Consider the following 17,112-nt stretch of genomic DNA (forward strand, 5'->3'; position numbering starts at 1 on the left):
GGAGGTCAGGCGTTGCGGACCAGCCTCCACCGGTTGTCCGCGCTGCCGTTGTCCGGATCCTGCACGGCCTGCGCTCCCCAGGCGGTCGACCCGTTCAGGATTCCGAGCAGCTTGTTGCTGTTGACGTTGCGGATCTTGTAGGTGCCGTCGCCGTTGTCCACCAGGATCCACCGGTGATCGGCGGTGCCGTTGTCGGCCCACTGGAGGACCCGGGCGTTGTCGGCGGTGGACATGTTCTCCACGCCCAGGACCTTGCCGCTGTTGACGTTGCGGAACCGGACGGCGTTGCCGTCGGTGATGACCACCCAGTTGTGGTCCGCGGTGCCGCTGTCGCCCCACTGCACGGCCAGACCGCCGTCGGCGGTGGACATGTTCTGGACACCCAGGACCAGCCCGGTGCCGACGTTGACCAGTCGGTAGCTGCCGCCGGTGCCGCCGCTTCCGCTGGTGTTCCAGTAGACCGTGTAGTTGAAGCCGTGGGCGTCGTGGAAGGGGCCGAGGTTCACAGTGGATCCGTTGGCGCTCGCGGTGAACGCGAGTGAGCTGCTGCTGGTCCGGGTGATCGAGGAGACGGTGATCGTCGGTGGAGTGCTCAGGGCCGTGTTGCCGTAGTTGCCGGCCAGCACCGCCGGGCCGTACGTGATCGCGCCGATGCTGGCGTTGTCGTTGGCGGCCCGGACGGCGACCTGCATCGGCAGCCGTACGGTGATGGTGTCGCCCGCGGCCCAGGTGCGCGTGACAGTGGCGTAGCTGCCCGGGGTGGTGGTGACGTTCTCCACGGTGCCGTTGACGGCGATCGTCGCGCCGCTGGTCCAGGACGGGATCCGTACCCGGATGCTCCACGAGCCGCTCATCGAGCCGCTCAGGGTGAGGGTGCTGGTGTCACTGACCGGGAAGTTGGTGCTCTGGGTGACAGTGATGCCGCGTTGCGTCCAGTTCAGCACCGACGGCGCGAACAGGTTCACGCTCAGCGTGGTCCCGTTGTAGAAGTAGATGGAGTCCATCAACCTCGTGTTGATTTCCAGGCCGGTGCCCTGGCAGCACCAGAACGAGTTGTAGTCGGTGCTCCAGGTGCCGCCACCCCACGCCGGTCCCACGCCCCGACGACCACCCGGCCGCAGCGGGGTGAAGTAGGTGATGTGGCCGTGGCTGTCGGCCGGGTTCTGCCCGCCGATCAGGTGGTTGATCAGCGCCCGCTCGTAGAAGTCGAAGTAGTCCGCCCGGCTCGGGTCGAGCAGCCACAGCTCCCGGGTCAGTTTGAGCATGTTATGGGTGTTGCACTGCTCGCAGGTGTCGTTGCTGAGGTAGCCGGCGATCGCGTTCGGTGCCCGGAAGTGCTCCGCCTGACTGTTGCCGCCGATGGCGTAGGTATGCGCGCCGACGGTGATACGCCACGCGTTGCTGGCGATGTCCCGGTAGCGGGTGGTCCCGGTGGCCTTGTACTCCCGGGCGGCACCGATCCACTTGGGCACCTGGGTGTTGGCGTGCAGCCCGTTGAGCTGGTCCTGGTTGGCGGCCAGGGGGTTGAACACGGCGGCGTGGTCGAACCGCTGGGCGGTGGCGAGCCACCGGGAGTCGCCGGTCTGCTGGTAGATGTCGGCGAGCACGTCGTTCATGCCACCGAACTCGGTGCCCAGCATCGATTGCATCTGGCTGGAGCTCAGCCGGGCCGTCCGGGTGTCGACCCAGCCGGCGAGGGACAGCAGCACCGTACGGGCCTGCGTGTTGCCGATGTAGCGCCAGACGTCGAGGAGACCGGCGAGGGTCTTGTGGATGCAGTAGTAGGGCACGTTGCCGTTGGACAGTGTCCGGGCCTCCAGCGCGGTGAAGTCGGACTCCGGGAAGCCGGAGAGGTAACCCGCGCCGAACCCGGCGGCACCGTTGTTCGCCTGGCACTTGGCCAGCTCGGCGACCATGTAGTTCGCCTTGTCCCGGCAGGTGGTGTCGCCCAGCACCGCGTACGCGTACGCCCACGCGCTGAGGAAGTGGCCCTGCATGTGGGTCCGGAACGGGAAGTTCGGCGCGTCCCAGCCCCCGTTGGTGGCAGCGCCGTTCGTGGACAGCCGGTGGTTGGCGCGGAAGTTGTAGAGCATCCGGTCGACGTCGACGAACCGCAGGTAGTTCAGCGTCCGGTTCTGGTTGTCCATCCAACGGCCGGCGGTGAGTCGCACCTGCCCGGGGTCGAATGCGTACGCCGAGACGCCGATGTCGGACCGGGCCGGGGGCACGATGGCGGCGCTCGCGCCCGCGGGGGAGACGGCGACGCCGGTCGCGGAGACCACCACGGTGGCTCCGGCGGCCTGAAGCAGGTGGCGACGGCTGAGGGGCAGGGGTGACATGGGGAACCTCCAGGTGGCCGGGTACGTCGGGGCCGCCATCGATGGCGGTGGGTCGTCGGCGGCAAGAGGGGGCCGACGCCGGGTGCGGTGTGGTGGGTGGGACGGGGGTCGCCGTGGACGCCGGGTGCCCACCCCTGCGCCTATCGCGGCTCATCGATGTGATCGCTAACATAGTTCGTTGTTAACATGCCCGCAACCCCCCGGAGTGTCTGGTCGACCCATTTCCGCGACCACCTGGACCGGACTCGCCCGGTCCGGTGGCGGTTGTGGTCCGAAACGGACATTGCCCGGGCTCGCGATCATCGAGGCGTTGCCGTGAGTGACCGTTGCCGGTGGCTGCCGCTCCGTTGACGACCGTCCGGTCGCTCAGTACCGTGCATCGTAAATCTTCGATGTCTACGTTGATACCTCAATGCTGCGATGGGGTTACGACGGTCATCCCGCGCCACCCAAGAATCCAGGCCAGATAGGGGAGGGAGGCATTGGCGAATAGCTGTTAGCGCTAACACGGCCGCCGGTCGTGCTGCCCGGCTCGGGAACCACAAGCCCGTTCGAGCGGCCGTCACAGCGGTGGCTCCACCCGTCAAGCACCGCGCACTTCCTGTGGGAGTAAATGTGAACGTGAAGAATCGAACCACGACCCGGGCCGCTCGCCGGACCAGGCGAGCGGTCGCCTGGCTGGCCAGCATGGCCTGCCTCTTCGCACTGATTCCGGGTACGGCCAAGGCCGACAACCCCATCGTGCAGAACATCTACACCGCCGACCCGGCGCCGATGGTGCACAACGGTCGGGTCTACCTCTACACCGGACACGACGAGGACGGATCCACCTACTTCACCATGCGCGAATGGCGGGTGTACTCGTCGGCCGACATGGTGAACTGGACCGATCACGGCTCGCCGATGAATCTGGCGACGTTCGCGTGGGCGGACGCCAACGCGTGGGCCGGGCAGGTCGTCGCGCGTAACGGAAAGTTCTACTGGTACGTGCCGGTGCGCCAGCGCTCCAACGGGCAGATGGTGATCGGCGTCGGCGTGGCCGACAGCCCGACCGGGCCGTTCCGCGACGCGCTCGGTCGGCCACTGGTCGGCAACAACGAAATCGACCCGCACGCGTTCATCGACGACGACGGGCAGGCGTATCTGTACTGGGGTAACCCGGGTCTGTGGTACGTCAAGTTGAACCCGGACATGATTTCGTTCTCGGGCAGCGCGACCCGCATTCCCCTCACGACGGCGGGGTTCGGTACCCGCAACGGTAATGCGAGTCGGCCGACGCTGTACGAGGAGGGGCCGTGGGTGTTCAAACGCAACGGGTTGTACTACAACGTGTTCGCGGCGGAATGCTGCTCCGAATTCATCGCGTACTCCACGGCGACCGGACCGACGGGGCCCTGGACATATCGGGGAACGATCATGCCGCGGCAGGGCGCCAGTTTCACCAATCACGCGGGTGTCATCGACTTTCAGGGCGGCTCGTATTTCTTCTATCACAACGGGGCACTGCCCGGCGGTAGCGGTTACACCCGTTCGGTAGCGGTGGAGAAGTTCACCTACACCAGCAGCGGTATGTTCCCGACGATCAACATGACGACCACGGGGGCGCCGCAGGTGGGCACCCTGAACCCGTACGTGCGGCAGGAGGCAGAGACGATCGCCTGGGGCTCGGGGATCGAGACCGAGGTGTCCAGCGAGGGCGGGATGAACGTCGGCTGGATCGAGAACGGCGACTACATCAAGCTCAAGGGTGTCGCCTTCGGCGCGGGTGCGACCTCGTTCAGCGCCCGGGTCGCGTCGGCCACCAGCGGCGGGCGCATCGAGGTACGCCTCGACAGTGCCAACGGCCCGACCGTTGGCACCTGCACCGTGGGTGGCACCGGCGGCTGGCAGACCTGGAGCACCACCACCTGCGCGATCAGCGGGGCGACCGGTACCCGTGACCTCTACCTGCGCTTCGCCGGCGGCAGTGGCAACCTGCTCAACATCAACTGGTGGCAGTTCGGCGGTAGCGGCGGCACCGCCACCAACCTGCTCACCAACGGCGACGTGGAGAACGGCACGACCGGCTGGGGAGTGCACGGCAGTGGCACGCTCTCCCGCAACACCAGCGTGGCGCACGGTGGCAGTGGGTCACTGTCGATCACCGGCCGGACCGGCGCCTGGAACGGCCCCGGTCAGGACGTGACCGCCAGGCTCACCAACGGCAGGAGCTACACCACGAACGTCTGGGTACGCGCACAGAGCGGCACCCCGTCGGCGAAGGCGACCCTGTCGCTGACCGCGAACGGCACGACGAGCTACCTTCAGCTGACGCCGGCGGTGGGCGTGAACGTCAACGGCTGGACCCTGCTCACCGGCACCACGACCGTGTCATGGAGCGGCACGCTGACCAGCGCTACCTTCTACGTCGAGACGGCGGCGGGCACCGACAGCCTCCTGGTCGACGACGCCTCGTTCCAGTGACTGGTGCTGCCGGAGCCGTGCTCGGCGCGGCTCCGGCAGCACGGTGCCAGGCCCATCACCGCGACGGAGCGGCGGTTTCCCGGTGCGGTTGGTGACGACTTGACGAACGGCATGTTATCGCTCACAGTCGATGGTTGAGGGCAGCCGCACCTGTGGTTCACCGGGCGAACCTGCTGTGGCACCTCGACCCGCGACGTCCGCCCAGGGCATGTCGGACGTCGGGTCAGGACTCCCCGCACCCGCCGCCGCGACGGCGATCGTTGCTGACATCTGCCATGTCGCTGGGGCGGATCCGGGCGTGCGTCTCCATCGCTGCACCACCACAGAGAAGGAATCCGCATGATTCACAGAAGAGCCCTGAGAGCGGCGGTGACCATCGCCGTTACCGGTGCCCTCGCTGCCGGCATGACGATGGCACTGACCACCTCGGCCAGCGCCGGCACGACCCTCGGCGCCTCGGCGGCTGAGAAGGGCCGCTACTTCGGCGCGGCCGTCGCGGTCAACAAGCTTTCGAACAGCACCTACACGACGATTCTCAACCGTGAGTTCAACGACGTCGTGGCCGAGAACGAGATGAAGTGGAGCTCCACCGAGCCGCAGCAGAACACCTTTACCTTCGCCAGTGGTGACCGTCTGGTCAGTCACGCGCAGGCGAACGGAATGCGGGTGCGGGGCCACGCGCTGTTGTGGCACGCGCAGCAGCCGGGCTGGGCGCAGGGCATGTCGGGTAGCGCGTTGCGCAGCGCGATGATCAACCACGTCACCCGGGTGGCGACGTACTACCGCGGCAAGATTCACTCGTGGGACGTGGTGAACGAGGCGTTCGCCGACGGTGGCAGCGGTGGTCGGCGCGACTCGAACATGCAGCGCACCGGCAACGACTGGATCGAGGCGGCGTTCCGGGCGGCGAAGGCTGCGGATCCGGGCGCGAAGATGTGTTACAACGACTACAACACCGACGGGATCAACGCGAAGTCGACGGGCATCTACAACATGGTGCGCGACTTCAAGTCCCGTGGTGTGCCGATCGACTGCGTGGGCTTCCAGTCGCACCTGGGCACCTCGCTGGCCGGTGACTACCAGGCCAACCTGCAGCGCTTCGCCGACCTCGGCGTGGACGTCCAGATCACCGAGCTGGACGTGATGACCGGCGGCAACCAGGCCAACATCTTCGGCGCCGTCACCCGCGCGTGCATGAACGTCTCGCGCTGCACCGGCATCACGGTGTGGGGTGTGCGGGACTGTGACTCGTGGCGTGGCTCGGACAACGCGCTGCTGTTCGACTGCAACGGCAACAAGAAGGCCGCGTACACGAGCGTCCTGAACGCCCTCAACGCCGGCCCGGGCATCCCCACCAACCCGCCGCCGACGACGCCTCCGCCCACCGACCCGCCGCCCACGACCCCGCCGCCGACCACCGGTGGATGCTCGGCGTCGGTGTCGCTCAACTCCTGGAACGGCGGGTTCGTGGCCAACCTGAAGGTGACCGCCGGCTCCGCCGGCACCAACGGGTGGAACGTCAGCGTCACGCTTCCCGGTGGCGCCAGCGTCACCAGCACCTGGAGTGCGACAGCCAGCGGCTCCACCGGCACGGTGCGGTTCGCCAACGTCGACTACAACGGCCGGCTCAGTGCCGGCCAGGTCGCCGAGTTCGGCTTCCAGGGCACGGGCAGCGGGGCCGGTATGACGCCCACCTGCACCGCCTCCTGATATTGACCGACTGACCACACACGTCGGCCGGTGTGCGGGACCGTTCCTGGTCCCGCACACCGGCCGATGTCATGTCGTGGCGGACGGATCGGTCAGGAGTACGGGAGCCGCAGCACCGACTGGTTGCCGATGCCCACCGTGCTCGGGTTGTTGCCGATCGCCGACCAGACCTCCACCCGGACCCTGCCGTTGCTCAGCGTGCCCAACGTGCCGGTGGCCGACGACAGGCCGGCGTTCTGCGTGTAGTGCTCGTAGCCGGTGACCGGGTCGGTGGCGAAGTAACGCGACGTCTCCACCCGGTCCCAACTGCCGTTGCCGGTGAGGTCGTAGGAGATCCGTACCTGCACGCCGTTGCCGACCGCCGACCCGGCGTCCACGAACAGGTCGAACGCGGTCTGCCCGCCCGAGTAGGTGAGGTTGAGGCCGGTCGCCGTGAAGACCTGCGCGTTGGTGGGCGTACCGTCGTGGTTTCCGTTCGCCGCCGCGACCGTCGTCGTGGCCGCGCTGCCGGCGGCGCCCAACCCGCCTCCGGGCAGCAGGTACCGGGTCGGCCCGCCGGTGGACGGCGGCGGAGTGGTCGTCGGCGGGGTGGTCGTCGGCGGGGGGTCCGTCGGCGTCGTCGGGGGGACGCCGCCGGCCGCGTTGCCGCCACTCCAGGTGTACGCCCCGGTGGTGGCCGTCTTGCCCGCACCCACGGCGAGCGTGGTGCCGTTGGAGAACGTCACGGTGATCGGCGTCGCCGTCGGGTTCGACGCCACGTAGGTCCGGGCCCCGTTGCGGGAGAAGACCGCGGACAGCGGATGGTTGCCGGTCACCGTCGTGTCCACAGTGCCGAGGGCGGCGAGGTTACGGATCCAGTGGAACGTGTGCGCCCGGCTCTCTCCCTCCTCGGGTGTGTAGCCGGGGTTCGCGCGCAGGTTCGCCAACGCGGCGTCGGCGTCCCCGAGGGCCTGGAACTGCCAGAGGATGTCCTGCCACACCGTCGGTTGTCCGCCGTTGTTGCGGACGAGTTCGGCGTAGTTGGTCCGCACGTACGCCGGGTTGTTGCCGAGGTAGAGGTGCCCGCCGGTGACCGGCAGCAGGTTGATGCCCTGGATCATCTCCGGCTCGCCGCTGAACCAGGTGGCGTACGCGCCGCCGTCGCCCCAGACCATGCCGACCGTCGAGTGCCCGAAGGCGGCGGGGAAGTTCTGGTCGCTGACGTCGAACCAGTACTCCTGGATCGCCGCGGCCTGCGTGGTGTAGAGGAAGACACCCGCGTCACGGACGGCGGTGTCGCCCGTCGTCTGCCCCCACTGGATCAGGGCGCTCGCGAAGTTCATCCCCTCCGACGAGGACTCCTGGTTGTTGCCGGAGCCGAAGGAGCCGTGCCCGGACGCCCAGTCGTGCCCGGCGTAGATGTCGAAGTCCCGCAGGTACGGGAAGCGGGTGTCGTCGCGACGGTAGTTGTTGGCGTCCCGGATCAGCAGGTCGACCATCCCGCCGTAGCGGCTGGTGGCCGCCCAGGCCGGGTCGAACTTCGCCAGGGTCGCGGCGGCGGCGATGTAGTAGCCGTAGTGGAAGTGGTGGTCGTTGAGCTCCTGGTCGGAGCCGTACGACGCCGGGTAGCCGATCAGCGTGCCCCAGTTGTTGTCGTAGTAGAAGACCCGGCTGGTCTTGCCGCTGGACGCGGTGAACCAGTCGGTGAGCGTGCTGCGGATCGCGTTCAGCGCGCTGTCGCGCGTCGTGATGTCGTTGACCTGGTCGGCGATCTCGGCGATCCGCGCGGCCCGGCCGAGCCCCTTGCCGGTCCAGTAGGTGTCGTTGCCGCGTTGGTCCATCGGGTTGGCCCGGGTGGCGGCCAGGTGCCCGCTGAGCGTCGACAGGTCACCGCCGCTGCCGTCGCCGACGGCCGGCAACTCCGGCAGGATGCCCTGGAACTTCATCGCGGTGCGGAACTGGTTGACGCCGGTGAGCACCTTCATCCGGCCACGGGCCGACGGGTAGGTCGGCGTGATCGCTGTGGAACCGCTCAGCGACTTCCACTGGTGCGGGTAGAGGCTGACCACCGTCTGCGTGGCGGTGCCCTCCCGGGCGGTGGTGGTGAACGCGTACGTGGTGGTCAGGCCGCTGGTCGCCGGGTTGTAGGCGTACGAGACCTGGGTGCCGGTGACGTGGGCGTGTGCGTACTGACCGTAGGTCGCGGCCAGCGCGGCGCGCTCCGTCGCGCTGGACGTCGGCGGCAGCAGGGCGACGGAGAAGTAGCCGCGGCCGGCCAGGGTGGACGTGATCCGGCCGGACGCCACGGTCCAGGCGGCGCCGCTGGGCGCGAACCCGACGTAGTCGTGGCCGTTGACCCGGAAGCCGATGGTGGCACCACTGTTCGACCAGACGTCGGGGGTGCCGGCGGTGCTGATCTGCGCGTTTCCGCCGGTGGTCTGGAAGTACGCGAACGGCAGACCGTGGCCGATGGTCGCGCGCATGGTGCGCGTGCCGTCGCTCCAGTGCGGGCTGACCGTCCAGTCCGTCCAGCCGTCGACCTTCACCAGGGGTGCGGCGAGCCCGGCCAGACCGACCCGGATGTCCTGCACGTACGGGTAGTGGAACTCACCGACGCCGGTGGCGGTGCCGCTGATGGCGGGCGTGGAGTTGGCGGAGAAGCCGAGGCCGTCGCCGAAGGTGTCGTACGAGATCGGGTGGGCGTGCAGCGGCTCACTGAACGAGCAGTCGGTGCGCTTCCACAGCAGCGAGGACCACCAGTCGTTGGTGGGGATCGGCCCGGCGGGCGCGTTGGCGGTGGCGAACTGCCGGGGGTTGCTGGACATCGCGCCGCAGCCGCTGGGCAGCGCGCCGACCGGGGTGGTGGTGTAGCTGCCGGCGCCGACGGGCGCGGCCTCGGCCGCGCGGGTGACGGGGATGGTGAGGCCGCCGACGACCAGGGCCAGCGCGGTGGCGGCGGCCAGGGCCCATCGGCGGTGGGGGACGGGAGGTTTCATCGTGCCTCCATCGCGCGCGCCGGGTGCGGCCCTTGCCGGGTCCAGCGCTTTGCGTCTGAATTGGGGGGAAGGTCAGGTGAGAGAGCGCTCTCTCGGCCACGGTAATGGAGCACCGAGATCCCCGTCAATGTGTCCAACGCGTTGCGTGCTGATATCGCTATTTGCCGGCGCCCGCGCTGTCGCTCACCAGCGAGTCCGGTACGCGCATCCGCCACGCGTCGGTCACCAGCTCGGTCAACCGGTCCAGGTCGACCGCCGCCAGGCGCAGCAGCACCAGGGGCAGGCCGTCGTAGCCGGGCGTGGTGAAGAAGATCTCGGGCTCCCCGAGCAGGAGAGCCTGCTTCTCGGCCTCGTCGCCGACGAACAGCACCGCGATGTCGAGCCGGATCACCCGCGGCTTGCCCGGTGTCCGTTCCGGATAGGACCAGACGAAGCCCTTGTCGGCCACCCGGAAGTCGAAGCCGTCACTGGGGTTCTCCACCGTGTGCGGGAGGGCCAGCGCCACCCGGCGTACGTCGTCCGCGTCAGCCACCGAATCCCCTCACACCGCGCGCCATCCGCATGGGCTGAGATTACGCGGTGGACAGCTCGACGGCCGTGGCGCCGACGATCGCCCGGTCGCCTTTCTCCTGGACGAAGCCGACCACGCTGGCGCGTCGCGGATCGAGGCCAGGCGGCGTCGCCAGCTCCAGCTGCCCCCGCTCGGCGTCCAGGCCCACCGACCGGAAGGCGCGTACGACGTTGTCCTGCCGCAGCGTCCGCCCGGCGTTCTCCCCCCGGGCGATCTCGCTGGTCAGCTCGCGTTCCACGACCGCCAGGTGCATCACCGCGCGCTCCGGCGGCCGTTCAATCCGGTAGTCCACCATCACCCGGTCGTTGCCTCGGTTGGCGATGGAGAGCGCCAGCGGCGTGGCGGCGGTCGAGGCCATGGCGGACATGATCGCGGCGGCTGCCCGCCGACGATCGGAACCGACGAACTCGACGCTGCCGTTGACGACCATCTGCGGGGTGTAGAGACCCCGGGTGCCGAACGCGCGGGCGTACGCCTCCTGGCGCGCGGTGTACGCGGCGTCCGCGAACTGGTCGGGCCAGCCCAGGTCGTCCCAGTAGTCGACGTGGAACCCGAGGGCGAAGACGTTCTGGCCCCGGTCCCGGGCGTCGCGCTCGATCTCGCTGAGCAACTCCTCCGCGGGAGGGCAACTGTTGCAGCCCTGGGACGTGAACATCTCGACGACGGCGAAGCCGCCGTCCGTCGATGGATTCGTCATGGTGGCGTGTCTCCTCCCACGGTCAGCCCGGCGGCGTTGCGTTTCCCGTTTCGGCCGGGACAATGCGCGCGGGGCGGCCTCGCAGCGAGCGCCGTCGGGCCGGGTGGTTGGATGGTCGGGTGCAGTTCACCGTGACAGACGTGCCGGCGCGGGAGCGTTTCGAGGCGCGCGACGAGGCGGGCACGGTCGTCGGGTTCGTCACCTACCAGCTGACCGGCTCGATCATCGCCTACACCCACACCGAGGTCGATGCGGCGCACGAGGGCAGGGGCGTCGGGTCGACGCTGGCGCGGGCCGTGCTGGACGACGCGCGGGGCAGGGGCCGGACCGTCGTGCCGATCTGCCCGTTCATCGCCGACTGGCTGGTCAAGCACCCCGAGTACGAGAGCATCGTGGTGCGGTCCACCCGCAAGATCAAATAACCCGCTGGTGTCAGGCGTCCGGTAGGAGCTTGTCGGCGAGGGTGCGGGCCGTGGCGGTCAGGGTGTCGATGTCCAGCCCCGTCCGCCCCATGAACACCAGGCCCTGCTGTGCGGCGAGCAACGCGCGCGCCGTCTCGACCGGGTCGACGTCGCGCGGCAGATCGCCCTCGTCCTGAGCCCGCCCGACGCTCTCGGCGACCAGGGCGGTCGTCGCCTCGTAGGTGCGTCGCGCCTCGGCGAGGACGTCGGGATCGCTGGTGGCGAGTTCGTACGTGCTGTTGGCCATGAGGCAGCCGCGCCGGGCGCCGGCACCACCCGGATCGTTCACCGGTGCCATGACGAACGCGCGCAGCGCGTCCAGGGCGCGGGGAGCGGAGGCGAGCAGCTCGCGCAGGTAGCCGCCGCTGGTGTCGGTGTATTCCCGCAGCGCCCGCAGGAACAGCCGGTGCTTGTCGCCGAAGGCGCCGTAGAGGCTGCCCTTGCCCAGCCCGCTGACGCGCACCAGGTCCTCCAGGGAGGTCGCCGCGTAGCCGGCGTCCCAGAACTGGTCCCGGACGGCGCGGATCACCCGCTCCTCGTCGAACTGCCGTGGCCTCGCCATCTGACCAGCGTAGCGATTGTTGACCGTACGGTCCACCAAGCATAGGGTGGTTCGATCCGGGCCGCGGGGGTGCCGCCCGACAACGGCCGGATCGTCACCATCGGCGGGAGACCACAACGATGACAGCCTCCACCTTCCGTGCCCTGCACCACGACCGCGCCGTCGGTGACCCGCTCGTCCTGCCGGGCCCCTGGGACGCGGGCAGCGCCCGCGTCCTCGCCGACGCCGGCTACCCCGCGCTCGCGACCCCGAGCGCGGGTGTGGCGGCCTCGCTCGGGTACGAGGACGGCGCGACACCGCCGGACGAGATGTTCGCGGCGGTCGCGCGCATCGTCCGCGCCGTGACCGTTCCGGTGTCCGCCGACGTCGAGGGTGGTTACGGCCTCGCCCCTCGCGAGCTGGTCGGACGGCTGCTGGAGGCCGGTGCCGTCGGTTGCAACCTGGAGGACTCGGAGGGCGACGCCACCCTCAAGGACCCCCGGCGGCACGCCGACTGGCTGGCCGAGGTGCGTGCGGAAGCGGGCGACGCTCTCTTCATCAACGCCCGCGTCGACACGTTCCTGTTCGGAGCGGGTGACCCGGCCGACGCGGTGGAACGCGCCCGCCTCTACGTGGCCGCCGGCGCCGACTGCGTCTACCCGATCCTGGCGCCGCCGCAGGTGCTCCCGCGGTTGCGGGAGGGCATCTCCGGGCCGATCAACATGGCCGCCGGACCCACCCGGGAGTCCGTGGCCGAACTGGGCCGCCACGGCGCCACACGCATCACCTTCGGGCCAGGAATGCAGCGGTACGCCATGGCGTCGATCGGCGACCTGGCGGCCGAGCTGCGCGCCTGAGCCTGCCCGTCCACTCCCACGCTCCACCGCCGCGACGGCCGAGCCCCCGGCAGCCGTGTCGGAGGACGGCTGCCGGGGGCTCGAACGCGGTCGGTCAGGCCGGGTTGCCGTTCGGCAGCACCGCGGCCATCTCGTCGCCGGCGCCGGCGAGCACGCGTGCCTGCTGCGGCCAACTGGCCAGCCCCGGTGCGGCGCGCAGACCGGCTGCCCGGATCAGGTCACGCAGCGCCGGCTCGTCCAACCCGCCGAGCTGGTCGTACGTGCGCACGCCGGCGTCCTGCAACGCGGCCGCCATCTTCGGCCCGATCCCCTGGATCCGGCGGAAGTCGTCGGCCGGGCCGCTCGGGTCGGCGTCGACGCTGCTGATCGTCGTGTCGACGGCCGAACGGACCGGAGGGGTCGCGGCGACGGCCGGGCGGACCGGAGGCGCAGCCACCGCAGGCTCAGCGTCCACGGCGGCTACCGCAGGCTCAGCGTCCACGGCATCGGCGTGCGCCGGCTCGGCCGGGCTCGCCGACGCGTCTGCCGGGGTGGCGTCGACCGCCGTGGCCCTGGTCTCCACGTCGTCGGCCGGGCCGACGGCGGCCGCCACGTCGTCGGCCGGCTTGGCCGCGACCGGCGCGTCGTCGATCGCAGCGTCGTCGGCCGGCGTCGTGTGGAGCGGTGCGCTGTCGGCGGGCGGGAGGTCGTCCGCCGGCTGGCGGGGGGCGACAACGGCCGCCGGGGCGGGCTGCTCGTCGACAGTGCCCGGCTCGGGGGTCGGGTCGACGCCCGGCTCCTGCCGCAGCTCGGCGGCGTCGGGCTGCTCGGTGGCCGGTACGGGCGGCGGGTCTTCGGTCAGCGCCATGTCCGCCGGGTCGACGGTGCTCGGGGCGTCCGCCGGCACGGACACCGGGGTGGGACCGTCCGGTCCGGTCACCGCGGCTGGCGCGCTGACCGTGTCGACCGGTACCGGCTCGTCGGCGACCGCGGTGGGCGCCGGGTCGACGGCGGCGGCGGGCTGGGCCTCGTCGGTGGTGGCGGCCGGGGTGGGCGTGGAGATCACCGCCAGACCGGCGACCGGGTCACCATCCACAATCGAATTGCCCTGTACGCCCCGCCGGCCGCGCAGCAGCCACCCGGCGGCCAGGCCCAGCAACAGTGCCAGTACCACTATCAGCGAGTGTCCGAAAGACCACGCCACGGCGAACCTCCCTCTCAGGTCGTTGGAAAAGTCACGAGAAAAACTCGCCGCAGCTTCGCACACGCGTATTGCCGACGACAGGCAGGATCCGCCGTCAGCGTCGCGGGTGGGATGACCACCTCAGTCGGTACCCAACGGGTGACACAGCGTCGCCCGATCAGGCCGGAAACCGGCCCGACGCGGCACGGTGTGGGCCCGGCGGCGATCAGTCGGGCGTACCGCGTCGGAAACGACGAACCCGGGCCCGGCGTAAAACGCCGAGCCCGGGTCGGGCGCTTGCGGGGTTCAGTCCCGGTCGCCCTCGTAGGTGTGGAAATCGTCGACGAAGCGGCGACGGAGCCGTGGTACCCGGCTGGTCACTCCGAAGTAGCCGCGCGCGCCGAGCAACGCGAGTCGACCCACCACCGGCCGGTACATCCGGTCGTCACCGCTGGTGCCGCTGCGGTTCAGCGATTCGGCGACCCGGGCGAAGCCGTACGGCGCCATCACGGCCTCGTAGTCGGCTACCGCCTGGACCAGCGTCTTTTCCCCGGCGGTGGCGCGGCTGAGTTGCGCGCAGAGCAGGCGGGCGTCGCGTAGCGCGGTGTTCGCACCCACGCCCCGGCCCGGGGTCATGGTGTGGATGGCGTCGCCGAGCATGGTGACGGTGCTGCTCTTCCAGGGCGGCACCGGCTCGGATGTGGACACTGTGATCGGTAGGGCGCTGGCCGGGTCCGCGTGGGCGAGCAGTTCCCGCAGGTGCGGGTGCCAGTTCGCGGTGAGGTCCAGGGCCACCTGCACCAGGTCCTCACCGTGGCGTTCCATGATGTCGGTCGGGAACCGGTTCGCCGCACTCCAGATGATCAGGTTGATGTTGTCGGTGGTGGTGTCGTGGGCCAGGCCGGGCCAGTCTCGGAGTAGCGCGGCGTCGGGCTCGCCGACGCCGGGCTTGATCGCGCGATCGGCGTCCCACTTGAACTCCATGACGTGCAGCACGCCCATCATCCCGCCGACGCCGAAGATCAGTGAGATGCCCTGCTGGACCCGCTCCGGAACAAGACCGCGGGTGTGCGGGGTCAGCGGGATGCGGGTGGCGATGTTGATCGTCCCGGCGTCGCGCGTGACAGCGTCTGGCAGGTACTGGCGGCGTACGGCCGAATGGGTGCCGTCGGCCGCCACCAGCAGGTCGCCGGTGGCGCTGGTGCCGTCGGCGAAGTGCGCGGTGACCGTGCCGTCGTCGCGCTGCTCGTACCGGGTGAAGGTCTTGTCGAAGTGCACCACGTCCTCCAGGCCGGTCAGCAGCACCTGGCGCAGCACCATCCGGGCCACCGAGTGTTCGGTGCGGACCGGGTCGGCGCTGGGCCGCAGCGCGAACGACGCGGTCTGGCGCAGCCCCTGGGTGACGACGTTGAAGTAGTGCGGCGGCCGGGCGCAGGTGGCCAGGAAGGTGGCGAACAGCTCCGGAGGCAGGCACTCTTTCAGCGCCCGGCTACCGGTGGGGCCGATACCGACCCGGTAGCCGAGCAGCCCCTCGGCGCGGTCGCGGTGCCGTTCGTAGACGGCGACGCTGATCCCGGCGCGGCGCAGGCCGTGCGCCAGGCACAGTCCGCCCGTGCCCGCGCCGATGATCAGCACGTGCGGCGGCGCGGCGGACATGTCAGCCGGCCGGGTGCGCGGCGGGCGCCTCGGTGACGGCCGGGCGCGGAGTGGGTGCCTCGGCGCTGGCCGGACGTGGAGCGGGCGTCTCGGTACCGGTCGGTCGCGCTGCGGGCGCCTCGGCCGCGTCCCACCGGTAGAAGCAGCCGGCGACCGCGTCCCGGGGGGAACGCCAGGTCGGCAGGTACGGCGACGTGTGCGCGGAGAGCCGCTCGTTGACCTGTCGGAAGAGTGGGTGGTTGCGGGCCGCGGCGAGCGCGTCCGGGTCGACGTCGTCCGAGGTCTCCAGCAGGTGTACGTACAGGTCGTGCAGGCAGTACAGGGATCGGTGCGTGACACCGGTCAGGCCGGGCAGTTCGGTGGCGTCGGACTCGGCGAAGATCTGCGCGACCCGCCCCTCCGCTCCCGGGATGATCCGGCTGACGATCAGTAGACGACTCATGGGGCCCCTTCCGCCGGTGGCCTGCCCGACCCCTCGGGGACGGTGCCACGTGCTCTGTGCGCCCACCGTGCCGCAGCGCCTGTCACATCACCGTCACGTAGGCCGAACGGACCGTGACGGCCACCGTCGTCACGGACGCCGAACGGCGGGTGACGGGCGGTCGGCGACAGCCTCGCGGCTGGCCTGGCGGATCGGGGCGAGGGTGTCGTCGAGCAGGGCGCTCATGGCGGGGCTCGGCTCCAGCCGCAGTTCCCGGCGCAGCAGGTCCCGGTAGACGTAGAAGGCGTGTACGGCTTCGAAGGCGTTGCCCTCGGCCAGGTGGATGCGGACCACCAGCCGGTGTGGTGTCTCCCGCAACGGCTCGGCGGCCATCGCCTCCAGCGCGGCTTCGAGGGCCTCGCCGTGCCGCCCCGCGGCCAGGTGGTGCCCGGCCACCTGCTCCAGCATGTGCAGGCGGAGTTGGCGCAGGCGTTCGCGGTCCAGCAGCACCCAGTCGTCGTACCAGCCGGGCAGGAGATCGTGCCGCCCGGCGGCGAGCGCCCCGGCTGCGGTACGCGGGTCGTCGCCGTCGCGAACCCGGGCCGCGGTGCCGACCAGGTCGTCCACGTCGAGCCGGACGGCCGGGCCGAGGCGTACGGTGTCGCTGGCCACTGTCATCGGGCAGCACGGGTCCTGTCGCAGCCGCCACAGGGCGGTCCGCAGGGAGGACAGCGCCCGTTCCTCCGACGCGTCGGGCCAGAGCAGCCCGGCGAGCTGGCTGCGGGTGGCGCCGGGGCGGAGCCCGATCAGCGCGATCACCCGTTGCAGCCCGCGCGGCACCACGACCGGCACCGCCTCGCGCAGGAGTCGGAAACCTCCGAGCAGGTGCAGCGAGACGCCCTCCTCGGGCGGGTCTCCGGCGGTCGGCACGGACGGATCAGCGGCCACGGCGGCACCCCCTGCGGAACGCTCGTCCCGACTGTCTGCTGTGTCCCGGATCGGTTGCCCTCGACGCCACTGTCGACCCGCCGATCGCGGCCTGGCCGGGCGCGGCCCCACCCACCGAGACCGGCGGGCTGACCACGCTGAAGATTATCAATAACGGTCACGTTGCGTCAACGCCAAGATGGACCTTCTATTGCCGACGGCCAACCCGAGATCGGTTCTGAACTGCATAAACAGTAGCGCGTCGAACTCGCTCGACACATAGCTGATACACAGGTTGCGTCAACGCAGCGTCACCACCGTTCGTCGCTGGT

The 17,112-nt window shown here is 70.2% G+C and carries 12 protein-coding genes and 1 pseudogene; 4 read left to right on the forward strand and 9 right to left on the reverse strand.

Annotated elements, in window-relative coordinates:
- Positions 1-5: 5 nt before the first annotated feature.
- Complete coding sequence (locus ACZ6NZ_RS20965) at positions 6-2,339, reverse strand: beta-L-arabinofuranosidase domain-containing protein (protein WP_465859673.1); 2,334 nt, start codon at positions 2,337-2,339, stop codon at positions 6-8.
- Between the two features lie 621 nt (positions 2,340-2,960).
- Here ACZ6NZ_RS20965 and ACZ6NZ_RS20970 point away from each other — a divergent pair.
- Positions 2,961-4,802: a family 43 glycosylhydrolase gene (locus ACZ6NZ_RS20970; RefSeq protein WP_465859675.1), complete on the forward strand. Its 1,842-nt coding sequence runs from the start codon at positions 2,961-2,963 to the stop codon at positions 4,800-4,802.
- Positions 4,803-5,141: 339 nt separating this feature from the next.
- Positions 5,142-6,512, forward strand: coding sequence for an endo-1,4-beta-xylanase (locus ACZ6NZ_RS20975; RefSeq protein ID WP_465859677.1), 1,371 nt, complete (start codon positions 5,142-5,144; stop codon positions 6,510-6,512).
- Positions 6,513-6,604: 92 nt separating this feature from the next.
- Here ACZ6NZ_RS20975 and ACZ6NZ_RS20980 read toward each other — a convergent pair whose 3' ends face one another.
- From ACZ6NZ_RS20980 to ACZ6NZ_RS20990, 3 genes are all read right to left on the reverse strand, one after another.
- On the reverse strand, positions 6,605-9,487 hold the full coding sequence (locus tag ACZ6NZ_RS20980; protein WP_465859679.1) for a glycosyl hydrolase: 2,883 nt from the start codon (positions 9,485-9,487) through the stop codon (positions 6,605-6,607).
- A gap of 157 nt (positions 9,488-9,644) precedes the next feature.
- Entirely contained in the window at positions 9,645-10,019 is a 375-nt protein-coding gene (locus tag ACZ6NZ_RS20985; protein ID WP_465859681.1) for an MmcQ/YjbR family DNA-binding protein, read from the reverse strand.
- 40 nt (positions 10,020-10,059) lie between these two features.
- Positions 10,060-10,755 carry a DUF1223 domain-containing protein gene (locus ACZ6NZ_RS20990; protein ID WP_465859683.1) on the reverse strand — a complete coding sequence of 232 codons (696 nt, stop codon included), beginning with the start codon at positions 10,753-10,755 and terminating at the stop codon, positions 10,060-10,062.
- 119 nt (positions 10,756-10,874) lie between these two features.
- Here ACZ6NZ_RS20990 and ACZ6NZ_RS20995 point away from each other — a divergent pair, with 119 nt between their 5' ends.
- Positions 10,875-11,177 carry a GNAT family N-acetyltransferase gene (locus ACZ6NZ_RS20995; RefSeq protein ID WP_465859685.1) on the forward strand — a complete coding sequence of 101 codons (303 nt, stop codon included), beginning with the start codon at positions 10,875-10,877 and terminating at the stop codon, positions 11,175-11,177.
- A 10-nt stretch (positions 11,178-11,187) separates the two neighbouring features.
- On the opposite strand, the gene ACZ6NZ_RS21000 is transcribed toward ACZ6NZ_RS20995, so the two are convergent.
- Positions 11,188-11,778 (reverse strand): TetR/AcrR family transcriptional regulator, encoded by a 591-nt coding sequence (locus ACZ6NZ_RS21000; RefSeq protein WP_465859687.1) that lies wholly within the window; start codon positions 11,776-11,778, stop codon positions 11,188-11,190.
- Between the two features lie 119 nt (positions 11,779-11,897).
- Here ACZ6NZ_RS21000 and ACZ6NZ_RS21005 point away from each other — a divergent pair, with 119 nt between their 5' ends.
- Positions 11,898-12,614, forward strand: coding sequence for an isocitrate lyase/PEP mutase family protein (locus ACZ6NZ_RS21005; RefSeq protein WP_465859689.1), 717 nt, complete (start codon positions 11,898-11,900; stop codon positions 12,612-12,614).
- A gap of 94 nt (positions 12,615-12,708) precedes the next feature.
- Here ACZ6NZ_RS21005 and ACZ6NZ_RS21010 read toward each other — a convergent pair whose 3' ends face one another.
- The 4 genes and pseudogenes from ACZ6NZ_RS21010 to ACZ6NZ_RS21025 form a co-directional block, all read right to left on the reverse strand.
- Positions 12,709-13,767 (reverse strand): helix-hairpin-helix domain-containing protein, encoded by a 1,059-nt coding sequence (locus ACZ6NZ_RS21010; RefSeq protein ID WP_465859690.1) that lies wholly within the window; start codon positions 13,765-13,767, stop codon positions 12,709-12,711.
- 315 nt (positions 13,768-14,082) lie between these two features.
- Complete coding sequence (locus tag ACZ6NZ_RS21015; RefSeq protein ID WP_465859692.1) at positions 14,083-15,432, reverse strand: FAD-dependent oxidoreductase; 1,350 nt, start codon at positions 15,430-15,432, stop codon at positions 14,083-14,085.
- Between the two features lie 94 nt (positions 15,433-15,526).
- Positions 15,527-15,874 (reverse strand): annotated as a pseudogene (locus tag ACZ6NZ_RS21020) (TcmI family type II polyketide cyclase); the annotation flags it as partial.
- Between the two features lie 129 nt (positions 15,875-16,003).
- Entirely contained in the window at positions 16,004-16,801 is a 798-nt protein-coding gene (locus ACZ6NZ_RS21025) for an AfsR/SARP family transcriptional regulator (RefSeq protein WP_366612606.1), read from the reverse strand.
- Positions 16,802-17,112 lie beyond the last annotated feature (311 nt).

The sequence above is a fragment of the Micromonospora sp. NPDC047756 genome (assembly GCF_055587245.1).